Source organism: Psychrobacter sp. DAB_AL43B (assembly GCF_900168255.1).
Classification (GTDB): domain Bacteria; phylum Pseudomonadota; class Gammaproteobacteria; order Pseudomonadales; family Moraxellaceae; genus Psychrobacter.
Genome location: NZ_LT799838.1, coordinates 181,181 through 195,578 on the forward strand (window position 1 = coordinate 181,181; position 14,398 = coordinate 195,578).

11 protein-coding genes are annotated in these 14,398 nt (G+C 42.3%); 5 read left to right on the forward strand and 6 right to left on the reverse strand.

What is annotated here, in order from left to right; genetic code table 11:
* Positions 1-68: 68 nt before the first annotated feature.
* Entirely contained in the window at positions 69-1,220 is a 1,152-nt protein-coding gene (tnpB, locus tag DABAL43B_RS00790; protein ID WP_079690638.1) for an IS200/IS605 family element RNA-guided endonuclease TnpB, read from the forward strand.
* Positions 1,221-1,630: 410 nt separating this feature from the next.
* On the opposite strand, the gene DABAL43B_RS00795 is transcribed toward tnpB, so the two are convergent.
* Both DABAL43B_RS00795 and DABAL43B_RS14295 read right to left on the reverse strand, forming a co-directional pair.
* The gene (locus DABAL43B_RS00795) at positions 1,631-1,996 is read right to left on the reverse strand and encodes a fatty acid desaturase (RefSeq protein ID WP_319823004.1); all 366 of its coding nucleotides are present in this window, start codon (positions 1,994-1,996) and stop codon (positions 1,631-1,633) included.
* A 284-nt stretch (positions 1,997-2,280) separates the two neighbouring features.
* Positions 2,281-2,670, reverse strand: coding sequence for a hypothetical protein (locus tag DABAL43B_RS14295; protein WP_197684665.1), 390 nt, complete (start codon positions 2,668-2,670; stop codon positions 2,281-2,283).
* A gap of 373 nt (positions 2,671-3,043) precedes the next feature.
* Here DABAL43B_RS14295 and ettA point away from each other — a divergent pair, with 373 nt between their 5' ends.
* Positions 3,044-4,705: an energy-dependent translational throttle protein EttA gene (gene ettA, locus DABAL43B_RS00805; RefSeq protein ID WP_079690639.1), complete on the forward strand. Its 1,662-nt coding sequence runs from the start codon at positions 3,044-3,046 to the stop codon at positions 4,703-4,705.
* Between the two features lie 151 nt (positions 4,706-4,856).
* Here ettA and plsB read toward each other — a convergent pair whose 3' ends face one another.
* Entirely contained in the window at positions 4,857-7,673 is a 2,817-nt protein-coding gene (gene plsB, locus DABAL43B_RS00810; RefSeq protein WP_079690640.1) for a glycerol-3-phosphate 1-O-acyltransferase PlsB, read from the reverse strand.
* Between the two features lie 392 nt (positions 7,674-8,065).
* On the opposite strand from plsB, the gene ybaK reads away from it, so the two are divergent.
* Both ybaK and DABAL43B_RS00820 read left to right on the forward strand, forming a co-directional pair.
* Complete coding sequence (gene ybaK / locus DABAL43B_RS00815; RefSeq protein ID WP_079690641.1) at positions 8,066-8,554, forward strand: Cys-tRNA(Pro) deacylase; 489 nt, start codon at positions 8,066-8,068, stop codon at positions 8,552-8,554.
* A 74-nt stretch (positions 8,555-8,628) separates the two neighbouring features.
* Entirely contained in the window at positions 8,629-9,003 is a 375-nt protein-coding gene (locus DABAL43B_RS00820; protein WP_079690642.1) for a 5-carboxymethyl-2-hydroxymuconate Delta-isomerase, read from the forward strand.
* 22 nt (positions 9,004-9,025) lie between these two features.
* On the opposite strand, the gene DABAL43B_RS00825 is transcribed toward DABAL43B_RS00820, so the two are convergent.
* Positions 9,026-9,517: a hypothetical protein gene (locus DABAL43B_RS00825; RefSeq protein ID WP_079690643.1), complete on the reverse strand. Its 492-nt coding sequence runs from the start codon at positions 9,515-9,517 to the stop codon at positions 9,026-9,028.
* A 152-nt stretch (positions 9,518-9,669) separates the two neighbouring features.
* On the reverse strand, positions 9,670-11,490 hold the full coding sequence (locus tag DABAL43B_RS00830) for an acyl-CoA dehydrogenase C-terminal domain-containing protein (RefSeq protein WP_079690644.1): 1,821 nt from the start codon (positions 11,488-11,490) through the stop codon (positions 9,670-9,672).
* A 409-nt stretch (positions 11,491-11,899) separates the two neighbouring features.
* Between DABAL43B_RS00830 and DABAL43B_RS00835 the strand changes: the two genes are divergently transcribed.
* Positions 11,900-13,039 (forward strand): FUSC family protein, encoded by a 1,140-nt coding sequence (locus tag DABAL43B_RS00835; RefSeq protein ID WP_079690645.1) that lies wholly within the window; start codon positions 11,900-11,902, stop codon positions 13,037-13,039.
* 203 nt (positions 13,040-13,242) lie between these two features.
* On the opposite strand, the gene aroE is transcribed toward DABAL43B_RS00835, so the two are convergent.
* Positions 13,243-14,109 carry a shikimate dehydrogenase gene (gene aroE / locus DABAL43B_RS00840; protein ID WP_079690646.1) on the reverse strand — a complete coding sequence of 289 codons (867 nt, stop codon included), beginning with the start codon at positions 14,107-14,109 and terminating at the stop codon, positions 13,243-13,245.
* Positions 14,110-14,398: the final 289 nt, after the last annotated feature.

The window sequence follows — 14,398 nt, forward strand, 5'->3', positions numbered from 1 at the left end:
AAAACGAGTGGTTGTTAAAGTAGTATAATACTTAATCAGGCATCAGTCACCATCGAGAAAAATTAATAATGAGCAAGCAGATCCATAAAGCCTATAAGTTTAGGGTTTACCCCAACGAGGTGCAAAAAGTGTTTTTTGCTAAGTCGTTTGGCTGCGCTCGTTTTATTTGGAATAAAATGCTGGCTGATAAAAAAGAGCATTACCAGCTGGATAAAAAGAGCCTTAAAAACACCCCAGCTCAATATAAAAAAGAGTTTGAATGGTTGCGTGAAGTAGATAGCTTGGCGTTGGCAAATGTACAAATGCAGCTACATCAAGCATTTCAGCACTTTTTCAAACAACCTAATGTGGGCTTTCCGACATTCAAGCATAAAGGTAAAAAAGACAGTTACACCACCAATAATCAAAAAGGCACAGTGGCGATTGATGGCTCGTTTATAAAGCTGCCTAAAATCGGTCCTATTAAAGCTAATATCCATCGGTCTATCCATGGCTTAATCAAAAGCGCAACGGTATCAAAATCGCCTACAGGCAAGTATTACGTTAGTGTTTTGGTTGAAACCATTGCGGCACCCTTCCCAAAAACCCAATCAAACATCGGTATTGATTTAGGATTAACAGACTTTATCGTCTTATCTGATGGCACTAAAGTTGCTAATCCTAAGTTTCTGTCAAAGCTGCAAAATAAATTGGCTCGTGCTCAAAAAATCATGTCTAAACGCGCCTTGGTTGCCAAAAAAGACAATCGTAAACTGCGTGACAGTAAAAACTATCAAAAACAGAAACTTAAAGTCGCTAAAATTCACGAGAAAATAAGCAATACCCGTAAAGACTTTCTACATAAACAGTCCTTCAATATTGTCAAAAACCACGACATTATTGTGATTGAGGACTTAAATGTCAGCGGGATGCTCAAAAACCATAAACTCGCTAAAGCAATCAGCGACAGTTCATGGTCAGCTTTTACCACCATGCTGAGCTATAAAGGAGATTGGTATGGCAAGCAGCTTATTAAGGTTGATAGATGGTTTCCATCATCAAAAACCTGCTCAGGCTGTGGTCATATTCTTGGTAAAAACGAGCTGAAACTTAGTGATAGGTCGTGGAATTGCTCAAGTTGCAAATCCGAAAATGACCGTGACCTCAACGCCAGTGTCAATATCCTCAATGAAGGATTGCGCTGTCTAAAACTCAAAGAACCCTTGGTGCAAGGGAGTTAGCTTAGTCAATTCGCCTAACCGCTGGTACAGAATATCGTACTAAGTATGGGTGTTACCTAAGAAACCCCCGCTTCTAAAGCGGCGGGTAGTTCATTTTGAGTATCCAGTCATTTACCGTAAGAGTAGATAGGGCAAATGCTAATATCTTTAACAAGCTTATTTTAGCAGGCTTTTATTTTACAGGTTCTATTCAAGCTTAAAGAATCTACTGTCGCTGTTCACAACATCTCATCACGTACAAAAAATTAGGCATAAAACATAGCTTGGCGCACGACCTGAGGGAGAAACTTTCTAAAACCGCGTTTAACTTGTTTATTCGATATGATTGTGTGAGAAGCAGGTGCTGTATCAGTCACGCTATTAACGGCAGAATGGTTATTGCTGTTTGATATCGATTGTGTGTAAATGTGTCATTCTTCGGCACTTGGTTGACTAAAATGGTGAATACGTCCGAGTACTTGCATAAACTGCGTACTAAAGTGCCCAGTATTATAGGCTAAATTATACTTACGGCAGATGGCTTGTACAGCTGGTGCAATCCTCGCATAGTGCCTAGCAGGCATATCAGGAAAGATATGGTGCTCAATCTGATGCGATAAATTACCTGTCAAAATATGGAACCATTCATGACCCTGAATGTTGCTGGAGCCAAGAATCTGACGCACGTACCACTCACCTTTGCTCTCATTGGCATCAAGATGGGTGTACATATGCGCCTGATCAGTAAAGTGACCACAAAACATCACCGCCCATGTCCATAGATTACGCGCAATAATGTCACTTTATGCCCATATTTTAATGCCTGTGTCACCAAGCCTAGCATCGGAGTAATGCCACTACCGCCTGCTATAAATAATAGTGAGGTTTGTACAGAGATAGGCGATCGCTTTTCGCTTGTCTGCTGCCCTAATCTTGCCTGAGCAAGAGTAAATTCACCACTGGGTAAACTACTATCAAATACAGTGCCCAGTACTGCGTGATTGGTTAAGTACTCTGAAACCCGACCTTGAGTTTAATAGCGATAGTCACAGTAGAAGTACCAATTTTCACTGGCGACTTTTTATTTATCGAAGCCATTATTTAAATTATTATTATTTTTATGAGGTTTTTGCTCGCTGTCCTCATGCCACCATAATGGTTGCTGCGGTAGACCAACCAATGAATAGCTACGTTGATGATAGACACCATCAATAAGTACGCTTAAATTAATATGCTGTCCGCCATGCCAGCCTTCATGCGAACTATGACCTGAGCGATGACTTGAACTAAAAGCCTGCTGTTTAAAGGCACGGTTAGGCTCAAATTGTAGCGCTATCAATTCATCACTAAGTATACGGCGTGCTATAAGCCGCAACTTGGGCACGTTTAAGGACCAAAATGGGTGCAGTCGCGTACTGATAAAATCAACAAACGCACGGTGGATAAGTTCAGGGCGATAGCCAGTCGTCATGGAGCACCTTTTTTATAAAGACGTTTTTTTATAAAACTATTTTTATTAAGATTAACTAACATAGTAACTAATATTGATTAATTTTACGAAAGGTTCAATGCTGTTTTTTGTGGCTTTTATAAAACAGCATTGAATCACAAAGATACGCCAGTAAGCTGAATGATAAGTTTAATACAAGCTTTTAGGTAAAATGCTCGCAGCTTTGTGTTAAAAGGCATGAAACAAGCGGTAAAACAGCCAGTTAGCTTGCAGGGGCTTCATCACAATGCGATAATGACAGTCAATGAATACCCCTGATTTTGAGGTTCAGCGCGCTTAGCAGTATTGCTAAGTCTGCTTGTTTGCCTCTTTTATGCAGTCTATCGGAGTGTTAATGGCTCAATATATCTACACGATGAACAACGTGTCAAAACTTGTTCCACCTAAGCGTGAAATTTTAAAAAATATTAACTTATCTTTTTTCCCCGGTGCCAAAATTGGTGTCTTGGGTATTAATGGTTCAGGTAAATCAACCTTGCTACGCATCATGGCGGGTGTGGATACTGAATTCAGCGGTGAAGCTCGTGCGCAAACAGGTACCAAAATTGGCTATCTGCCGCAGGAACCGCAGCTTGATAACAGTAAAGACGTACGCGGTAACGTCGAAGACGGTATGCGTGAAGCGTTAGATGCATTATCGCGCCTTGATGCTATTTATGCTGAATATGCTGAGCCTGATGCAGATTTTGATAAGCTTGCTGAAGAACAAGGCAAGATGGAAGACATCATTCAAGCATGGGATGCTCATAACTTAAATACCCAGCTTGAAAAAGCCGCTGATGCCTTACGTCTGCCACCATGGGATGCTGATGTTAGCAAACTATCAGGTGGTGAAAAACGCCGTGTGGCGCTATGTCGTTTGCTATTGTCACGCCCTGACATGTTATTACTTGACGAACCGACCAACCATTTAGACGCTGAGTCCGTAGCATGGTTAGAGCAGTTCCTACAGAATTACAGCGGTACGATCGTTGCTATTACCCATGACCGTTATTTCTTGGATAACGTCGCTCAGTGGATTTTGGAGCTTGACCGTGGTCATGGCTATCCGTACGAAGGCAACTATACTCAGTGGCTCGAGCAAAAGAACACGCGTCTAGAGCAGCAGAACAAGCAAGAAGAATCGTTTGCTAAAGCGCTGAAAAAAGAGCTTGATTGGATTCGTAAAAACCAAAAAGGCCAACAGGCTAAATCTAAATCTCGCGTACAGCGTTTTGAAGAATTGAACTCGCAAGAATTCCAGAAACGTAATGAGACCTCTGAGATTTATATTCCACCTGGTCCTCGTTTGGGTAATAAAGTCATTGAAGTCAACGATATCTCCAAATCATTTGGCGACCGTTTGCTCTATGAAAACCTAAGCTTTAACGTCCCAGCTGGTGCTATCGTTGGTATTATCGGTCCAAATGGTGCGGGTAAAACCACGCTATTTAATATGATTACTGAACGTGATACGCCAGATACGGGCTCAGTCGATTTGGGCGAAAGCGTTAAAGTTGCTTATGTTGGTCAGGTACGTGACAACTTAGATGATACTAAAACGGTTTGGGAAGAAATCTCTGACGGTCTTGATATCATCACCGTTGGCGACTATACCACCCCAAGCCGTGCCTATATTGGTCGCTTTAACTTTAAAGGCTCAGACCAGCAGAAGCATGTCGGTCAATTGTCTGGTGGTGAGCGTAATCGCTTGCAACTGGCCAAGACCCTAAAGCAGGGCGCCAACGTCTTATTACTTGATGAACCATCAAACGATTTGGATATCGAGACTTTACGTGCGCTAGAAGATGCGATTCAAGTCTTCCCTGGTACGGTAATGGTGGTATCGCATGATCGCTGGTTCCTTGACCGTATCGCGACTCATATCTTGGCGTTCGAAGATGAAGGCCCTGTTTGGTTCGATGGTAATTACTCTGAGTTTGAAACCTATCGTAAAAAGACCATGGGTGATGATGCCAATCCTAAGCGTATGAAGTATAAGAAGATTTCGACCTAGAGCTGTTGTTTAGAAGATAGTTACTTAAAAGACAATTACTTAACAGATAGTTACTTAGAGATTTCATATTCGAAGTAACAAAAAAAGACCTCTAAGCAGTTAGAGGCTTTTTTTATGCTTGTTATACGAGCTGGTTATTTAAGTCTACTCATTAACGCTTACGGCCAAATTTACGCTGCTTTTTATTACTAATCTCAGTGATTGCATGGGCAATCTCTTCCTCATTGAGGTTGGCAACTTGCTGCAAAATTTGCATCATATCAGGGCTGAGAACATATTTAGCATGATGCGCAATATCATCGATGCGCTGATCAAAGGTTAATAGACCAGTCTCTTCTTCTTTTTGTAGATAATCTAGACGGGTCAAGGCACCGAGGAAACTGGTAAATAGCGCACGATCAAAGAAGTCAGGAATATCATCGGCATAGAGCACTGATAAACGTTGACCAAGTAAATGACATAAATCAACGACTTCGTTTTCAGTCAAATTGCCTGAGCCTTGCTGGGCCAGTAGAGCCAAGGTCATAAAGTAGCGCTCAAGGCTTTGTTCAACAGGCGTGGCAAGCACTTGCAGCTGCTGGTAGCATCTACTATTGGCTTCAGGAACACTCAGCATACCATCACCCAATTCTATAATCAGTCCATGGGCGATGAGAATATCGATTTTTTTGTTAAGGGTATCCGCCAAGCCGTGCGCAGGATAATATAAGAATAGCTCGCTTTGTAAAAATGGATAAAGCTGTTTGGCAATATTATCCAAACGACTACGCTCGATACGACCGTTACGCGCCACCAATGCCGATAAGAACGACAAGAGAATAAATACATGCAAAATGTTATTACGGAAATAGCTGAGTAATGCTGCTTGCTTGCCTGCAATCTGAATGATATCACCCAAGATATGAGGAATACGCTCAATAAGCTTCAGCTTAATCCCGTAATCAATGATTTGCTGTGGCGACATGTCGGTGACAACGGTATCACTTGAATACGGTAGCTGTTGAGCAAGACCTTGATAAAGGGCTATTTGCTCGCGGCAAATGTCTTCATCGAGCGCCGATTTTGGTGCAGATAATAATACTAATGACAGCAGCGATACCGGAGTGACCACAGCAGCTTTATTGATATGTTGCATGACTTTGATGCCGATATTATCAACCATAGCACTGGCTTTACTATCGAGCGGCGTATCGGTACGATCAGCAGGTAAGCTGTTTTCTGGCACGTCAAATTTGGTCATAAAGTCGGTCAGATGCAGCGGCGTACCAAAGCTTAGGTGTACATTGCCAAAGATACGCTCAATCTTCCGACCGACTTTCAGCAGACCAATCAAAGATTCAGACTCTTTTGGCTTACCTTTTAGCTCACCAATATAGGTACCGCCTTCCATGATGCGCTCATAACCGATATAGGTTGGAATAAAAACCACCGGCTTATTGCTTTGACGCAATTGGCTGTGCACTGTCATTGCCAGCATACCCATTTTCGGTGGCAATAAACGCCCTGAGCGTGAGCGCCCGCCTTCGATAAAGTACTCAATAGGCGTATTACGAGTGATAAGGGTATGCATATATTCACGTAAAACGGCGGTATAAAGCGCATTGCCACGGAAGCTGCGACGAATATAAAAGGCAACTGCGCCGCGTAATAAAGGTCCCAAAATAGGCACATCTAAGTTATCGCCCGCAGCGACATAAGGAATGCTCAAACCACGCTTGTAGATGACATAAGACAGTAGCAGGTAATCAACATGACTGCGATGGCAGGGTACATAGACCAGCTCGTAATCTGCCGCAAGCTCCCGTACACGCTCGAAGTGATGCACTTCTACACCGTCATATAGCTGCGTCCACAGCCAAGTTAAAAACTTATAAAAGCCGCGAACAATGGAATGCGAGTAATCATTGACCATCTCATTAGCGTAGCTTTTTGCAAGAATACGAGCCTCACGCTCGCTGGTGCCAGTCTCGGCAGCTTCTGCTTCTATCGCATGTTTGATCGCTGGTGAATAAACCAGCTTGTCTACTAAGTTACGTCGGTCTGATAAATCAGGACCGAGCATGCTGGCACGCTGTTTGTCTAAATAAATATTGAGCTGTTGTTGCAAAGACCGCACCAGCTCACGATTGCCGTCAGCCGACGCAACCACCGCATAATTTGGCGCTTCATCGATATTCTTAACAGCACTGTTGTTATCTGCTAAATTAGGATCTTTCGAATCAGTATCTTTTAAAGCTTCTACATTTAAATTAGCGGCTACTGATTCAAGTACAGCCGATTCATCACCATCACCATCACCTTTGAGGTTATCATTAATAAGCGTGCGTAAGTCTTGTGGTGGATGGAACTGTACAAAGGTATCACGTCCCATCACGCCGATATTAAATAACTGTTTGGTAATGCTGGGGTCTTCCCAGTTATCAGTAGTCAACAGTTTAAATAGTGAGTCCTCTTTTTCTGGAGCGCGTCCCCACAGAATGGAGACCGGCACCAAGCGTACTTTTAATTCTGGATGCTGTAAAACAGCAGATACTAGACGCGATAGGCGCGGTGATAGTTGGGTGTCTTTGGCATGTGGATGATGCAAAAATATAATGGCGGCGTTTTCTTTAATATCATGGGCACTATCATTTACCCCGACCAACGCTGGTGGTAGTTTGTGTTCTTGTGTTTGCAGATCAATCAAAATACTATTCGAGCGCGAATAATCTTGCAGCACATAAAATCTTAGGGTCTTATCGTCATGATCAAACTCGGGTAATTCGCCTAAAAGCTTTGGCTTAACAGCAACATCAAGTACCTGCCCGGACAGCTGACGATACAGCTGATTGAGTGGTGCATTAGAATACGTTTTGGTAGCAATGGGGCTGACATCAGTTGCTGGAGTTACTGATTCTGCAGTTACTGAGTTGCTCTCTTTCGCTACTGGCGCTTTAAAAATCCGTTTTTTTAAGAACTTCGGTATCATAATCGGTATCAAAATTAGTCAAATATATTGCCCTTATAATGCCATAAAAGCCATCAAAGCGATATATAGTGTCTGTATATACTGCCAATATTAATAAGCTCTGGTTACGATGTCGTAAGTTACACGCTGCGTAAGGCACTCAATGATTTGAAAATTAAGGTGTTTAGCGTAATAATAGTTTTGCACAAGATATAATAGAGTCGATTCACTTTAAAAATAATACAGTATTGCTGGTATGAATTTTTTAAAGCTTCTGTCTGGCGAAGTGTACAGCAAGCGAGAACAGTTTATAGCAGCAGAATGTTGTGACAATCGTCCGTATTTTATTTTGAACTTACTATATATTGTATTTCTGCTTACTCATTAACGTCACTTAATTAAGTTAAAATATTATGACTCCAGCTATCAATCTCGCCAAACAACGTAGTCTTGATTATCGATTACACGAATATACTCACGACAATAATGCCATCTCTTTTGGTTTAGAAGCTGCCGAAAAGCTGGGTGTTGATGTGACACAAGTTTTTAAAACCTTGGTTGTATTGACTGACACAGATGCGCTCGCCGTTGCTATTTTGCCAGTGCATAAAACGTTAAACTTTAAAAAAATGGCCAAAGCCTTATCTGTTAATAAAATACTGCTCTGCAAAAAAGTTCAAATGGCAGACCCTAAGCAAGTCGAGCGTAGTACGGGTTATGTGCTGGGCGGTGTTAGTCCATTGGGACAAAAAAAGCGATTGGCAACCATTATAGATGACTCAGCGCAAGCACATTTGACCATCTATGTGAGCGGTGGTCGCCGTGGTTTGGAGATTGAATTACCTCCTACGCAGTTGGCGACAACGCTTACGGCTCACTTTGCGTCTATTACCGATGACTAAAAAAGGCTAATTTCAAGATAAATTTAGCTTCTTAGAACAGCTCATTTTTTACTCATATTTATAAGGATAGTGTTATGCCACATTTAACCATCCAAGTGACGCCCAATGTCAGTATTGCTCATGAAGAATCATTTCTAAAAGCATTAAATAAAGTACTATGGGACAGTGGACACTTTGGTAAAGCAACGGATATTAAAGCACGTATAGTTCCTGTTGGAGCGTTTTTAGTGGGCGTTGAAGATGATGAGCAAGTCAATGGCTTTGTTTATGCGCATCTAAAAATAATGAGCGGTCGTGACATACTCATCCGTAATCAACTCGCTGAGCAATTGCTTGCAACCATAGAGCAAACGCTGGGCGCAGAGCAATCAGGGCGAGTAGCGTTGCAGATATGTGTTGAGGTTGAAGAGATTAGTACGGTTTATCATAAAAAAATGCTGAATGAATAAACGATAATGTGTCTTGTATTGCTTATAAATACTCACATAAAGACTCACTAGCATATTTAGGTAATATGATCACTTCAACAGTATAACCGGCCGTTTTACCTTGCGTTGCCATCAGATTGCGTGCAATACGTAGACGATATTCTCCAGTTGCTGGCAAGCAGCCTTGATAAATAATACCGCCTTTGGTGCCATCTTGTGTTCCATTAGGCATGTGCAGCACGCCGACATTGGCAGTTTCAGCTGTGCCACTACCTTTACCTGCGAGCGGCGTAATATTAATCACGGCATATTGCCAACTGCTGGCATTAAATTTATACCAATGCTCATTTTCATTGGGCTTCAATTTACCAGTGATGGTGCTAGTCATGGCTCCTTTTGCAAAATGAATAGGTGTATCGTTGCTTTTAGCAACAGCGATGGAGCTATTTATAGTAAAGCTAATGAGTGCTGCACTAAGCAGTAGCGTACGAACATAGCGTGATGATAAAGATGTTTTTTTATTAGTGTTCAACATGATGAGCTCCTAAAAGCGATAGTTGATATCAGTTTGCCATAAGTGCCATTAAACGATTAAAAAACGATAGAGGTTTTATTTAAGCATAAAAAAGCGCCTAATAAATAGGCGCTTTTTATTTTTATAAATTATTGATTAGTTTTAAATTAATCTTAGTCTAAGAAAGCAAAGTTATCGATGTCCATCGCTGTCATGCTGCTGCTTGGTGCAACCATGCTTTCGGCGTGACCTGAGGTACGTGGTAATAGCTTATCGAAGTAGAATTCTGCCGTTTGGATTTTAGCTTTATAGAACTCTGGAGATTCAGTGCCGCCATTTTCAAGCTTGTCATAAGCAACCGCTGCCATACGAGCCCAGTGGTAACCCATCATCACATAACCTGAATACATCAAGAAATCATCTGACGCAGCTGAGATGATTTCACGGTCTTTACGTGCCATTAGCATCAAGCGTACAGTCAATGTATTCCACTCAGCACAAAGCTTAGTCAATGCCCAAACGAATTTACGCATCTCTTTATCAAGCGCATACTCGCCACACCATTTCATGATGCTTGACGTATAGTCGCGAATAATCTTACCTTTAGACTGCAAAATAACCTTACGACCTAATAGATCTAGTGCTTGGATACCGGTGGTGCCTTCGTACATAGTAGCGATACGAGCATCACGAGCGATAAGCTCCATGCCCCATTCTTTGATATAACCATGACCGCCATAAACTTGCTGACCATGCTTAGCCGCTTCAATACCAAGCTCAGTTAAGAAGCCTTTAAGGATTGGCGTATAGAAGCCAAGCTTATCATCCCATTTCTCAAACTCTGCGTCATCACCGTTAGCGATACCTTGAGACATTTTATCCGCATAGCGTGCTGAATGATAAATCATTGAGCGACCGCCTTCAGCAAAGGCTTTTTGCGTGAGTAACATACGGCGTACGTCAGCATGATGGATAATCGCATCTGCTACTTTTTCAGGGTCTTTCGTACCTGATAAAGTGCGCATTGAGCGACGATCTTTGGCATACGGTAGGGCGTTTTGGAATGACAATTCAGTGTGCGCTAGACCTTGGATACCAGTACCGATACGGGCGGTGTTCATAAAGGTGAACATGGCTTTTAGGCCTTTGTTCGGCTCACCAATGAGGTAACCAATAGCATCATCAAAGTTTATGACACAAGTTGCTGATGAGTTGATGCCCATTTTATGCTCAATTGAACCACAAGTAACACCATTGCGCTCGCCAATTTCGCCTTCGGCATTTGGTAAGAATTTCGGTACGATAAATAATGAGATACCGCGTGTGCCTTCTGGCGCACCTGGTAAGCGTGCTAAAACGATGTGCACGATGTTTTCGGTTAAATCATGCTCACCGCTTGAGATGAAAATCTTAGTACCGCTAAGCTTATAGCTGCCATCATCTTGTGGAATCGCTTTTGACTTAACTTGACCCAAGTCAGTACCACATTGTGGTTCAGTTAGACACATAGTGCCGGCCCAAGTACCTTCAACCAATTTATGCAAGTAGGTTTCTTTTTGCTCATCCGTACCATATTGCATGATGGTATTGATACAGCCGGTCGATAGACCAGGATACATTGCCCAAGGCCAGTTAGCCGTACCAATAAGTTCAGCTTTAATCAAGTTGATTGACATTGGTAAGTTCATACCGCCAAATTTTTCAGGGTACGAAATACCTTGCCAGCCACCGTCTACAAACTGATCGTAAGCTTCTTTAAAGCCTTTAGGAGTAGTGACAACACCGTTCTCAAAATGACAGCCTTCTGCATCCGCTGGCTGATATAAAGGAGCTAAAACATTTTCAGCAAAGTCAGCCATACCCTGAAGAATCATATCAACGGTTTCAGGATCTGCGTTTTCGCCATTGTCCAAATCTTTATAATGCGTCTGGAAGTCAAAAACGTCATTAATTAAGAACTTGATATCACGTAAAGGTGCTTTGTAAGTTAACATAGTCGCTCTCTTTAATTATTCGTTATCATAGACGCTCGGCTCAGTATTTAAGCCACGGTTTATATAAACAGTTATTTAATTATTGGGGTTGAAAGTAGACGGTATCAATGGTCGTCAGGAAGATTTATTAAGAACAGCTTATCCATTTTGATAATCGTTAAGGCATCCTTGATAAAAACAGCTGTTGTGGCATTGATGTCAGTATAAATCTTCTATAGCGACAAATATACAACTAATAACTAAAATTCATGATTGTTTAAATTAATGAAAACATTAAGTTATATATATGTTAATTAACTTGTTGTTGATATTCATGATTGAGCAGTCACTTACTATCGAATCACCAAATGAACAAAGTAACTTAGTAGTCTATAAATTAAATGTATCTACGAAATGAGGGATGTTAGTTATGAGCGCATCAAAGCGCGAGCCAAATTACAAGGTAAGGCGAGTAACTTGGCTAACCGTATTATTGACTCGCATAAGGTCGTTGATTGGTGGTGAGCTTGAGCATTTAATAACCGTCAATCGCAGTAAAAGACCGTGGCATATGCCGATTATCGCCGCTATTGCCATTAGCTTCCCTGTATTTGTAGGCGCTTACTTTGATGCTTTGTCATCAGGAATCAAGGCATCGTTAGGGGCTATGGTTATCTTAAACTTACCCTTAATCGGCAAATTGCCCTATCGCTTAGTGACGGTGATGGCATGGGGCTTTGCGCTGTCATTGTGTTTTGCCTTTGGTTTGATAGCCCAGCAAGTCCCCATTCTTAGGCTGCCAGTATTTATGCTGATAGCCTTTGGTGTGGTTATCTTTGGGCGTTATTATCGCCAGCCACCGCCCGCAGGACTATTTGTAATGATGGCAGGAGCGATTGCGTTATTCATACCAGTGCCGCTAGAAAATATCATGTCAGCAACTGGGCTTGTGATGCTCGGCAGTGGCTTTGCCTTAATCATGGGGCTGCTGTATTCGCTGTTTTTATTAGCGACGCGTCCTGCTACGCCTACACCAATCTACAGCTATGAGCCCGATACCATTAGTGAGAGCATTATTGTCGCGGGCTTTGTGAGTTTAGCGCTGCTGATTGCATTGATGCTGAATATGCCTAATCCGTATTGGGCGGCAGTCAGTTGCTTCCTTATCATTCAGGGTATCCATTTACGTACGATGTGGATTAAGCAAATACATCGTTTACTAGGGACATTGGTAGGCGTGGGGCTGGCGAGTTGGATGCTATCTTGGGGCTTGCCAATATGGGGTGTGGCTATTTCGATATTGATTATGATGCTTTGCATTGAATCATTAGTCGATCGTCATTATGGCTTAGCAGTCATATTTATCACGCCGCTGACGATATTCATCGCGGAATATGGCAGTAGTTTGCCGCTTACGTCAGCAGCTTATCAAGAAGTGACAAGCGCGCGCTTGCTCGATACCTTACTTGGCTGCATGGTCGGTCTTGGCGGTGGGGTCGTTATGCATTCAACGAATTTACGCGTACCGCTGCGCCGTATAGAAAAGTGGGTGCTCACGCGTTTTGGCTAGTATAAAAAACCTAGATTTTGACTATGTTATGGCTATAGCCAATTGAATATAAAATAGCATTATACTGGTATAAATTTTTCTTGCGTGCTGTGTTCCCAGAGGCGGCGCAACCTATATTTTAAAAATAAGCATCCCAGTAGCACTGTATTCTTTTTAAATTGAATCGACTATATATTATAGTGGCTGCGCTCATGCGACGTTTTTTATGCTGATGAGTTTTCTAATGTCGCGCTTGCTTGTGTCACATCAATAGCATCTCCTGTCCACCGCTCAAAACTTAATGCCGCTTGCCCGATAAGCATGCCATAACCGTCAGATATCTGGGCGCCACGTGCCGCAAAATGCTGCAAAAATGGCAGTGTCCGTCCATACATCATATCGTAAGCGTATTGGCAGTTTAGCTCATCGGCTAATGGCAACGTTTCACTTGATAGTCCGATGGAGGTAGCATTAATAATGATATCAAACTCTCCGCTTAAATCAGCCGTCGCACAGGTATGAATGGTGTATTGATTTATCGTTTCGCTTGCGGCGCTCAGCTCAGCAACTAATACTTCAGCCTTGTTCAATGTACGATTTGCGATGGTTAGCTGACTGATACCGGCTTCAATCAGTGGCAATATTACGCCACGTGCTGCACCGCCTGCGCCAATGAGTGCCACGCGTGCGCCATTAAGTGGCCAGCCTAAGCGGCTGATATGATTGACCAAGCCTTGACCATCGGTATTGTCGCCATAGACTGCTTCTGCTATCGTTGCACCATTTTTTAGTGCCTCTTTATTTAGCAGAAGTGTATTGACCGCGCCTGCGATTTTGGCATGCTCAGATAAGCCGCCACGCGCCACGCAGCAATCATAAGCGATTTGTTTAAATGGTACGGTCACATTGGCGCCCACGCCGCCGCCATGAAAAAACGCCTCGATTACCGCAATAAAACTGGCAGCATTATCGGGGCAATACTGCCGCTGATAGCTAATATCTATGCCCACCTGCGTGGCAAATAGCGTATGGATTTTAGGGGATTTACTGTGGGCAATCGGATTACCAATAACGATAAAATGCTGGGTCATAAATAGTCCGCTAGCTGCAAAGGGTAAAAGGAAAAATAAAAGCGTTGATAATAAACAGTGCTAATTCAATCATCATAAGGGATAACGCTGTGTTTGACAAACCTAGCGCTTGACTATTAAGCCTTTCATTAAATAGGTATTTTTGACAGAATAGGTCTTTAACAAATCTGTACTCTCTGCGAGTGTTATCGGTAACGTAAAGGGTAGTCAAGTGTTAAGCAGTTGGGTAAACTAGAGAGCATGAAAAAAGTGCCAGCATGCTCGAATGATTGCTTAAATATATAAAGCT

Coding starts and splice junctions, on each gene's coding strand:
- tnpB (WP_079690638.1), top strand. CDS start 69: ATGAGCAAGCAGATCCATAAAGCCTATAAGTTTAGGGTTTACCCCAAC.
- DABAL43B_RS14295 (WP_197684665.1), bottom strand. CDS start 2,670: ATGACGACTGGCTATCGCCCTGAACTTATCCACCGTGCGTTTGTTGAT.
- ettA (WP_079690639.1), top strand. CDS start 3,044: ATGGCTCAATATATCTACACGATGAACAACGTGTCAAAACTTGTTCCA.
- plsB (WP_079690640.1), bottom strand. CDS start 7,673: ATGATACCGAAGTTCTTAAAAAAACGGATTTTTAAAGCGCCAGTAGCG.
- ybaK (WP_079690641.1), top strand. CDS start 8,066: ATGACTCCAGCTATCAATCTCGCCAAACAACGTAGTCTTGATTATCGA.
- DABAL43B_RS00820 (WP_079690642.1), top strand. CDS start 8,629: ATGCCACATTTAACCATCCAAGTGACGCCCAATGTCAGTATTGCTCAT.
- DABAL43B_RS00825 (WP_079690643.1), bottom strand. CDS start 9,517: ATGTTGAACACTAATAAAAAAACATCTTTATCATCACGCTATGTTCGT.
- DABAL43B_RS00830 (WP_079690644.1), bottom strand. CDS start 11,490: ATGTTAACTTACAAAGCACCTTTACGTGATATCAAGTTCTTAATTAAT.
- DABAL43B_RS00835 (WP_079690645.1), top strand. CDS start 11,900: ATGAGCGCATCAAAGCGCGAGCCAAATTACAAGGTAAGGCGAGTAACT.
- aroE (WP_079690646.1), bottom strand. CDS start 14,109: ATGACCCAGCATTTTATCGTTATTGGTAATCCGATTGCCCACAGTAAA.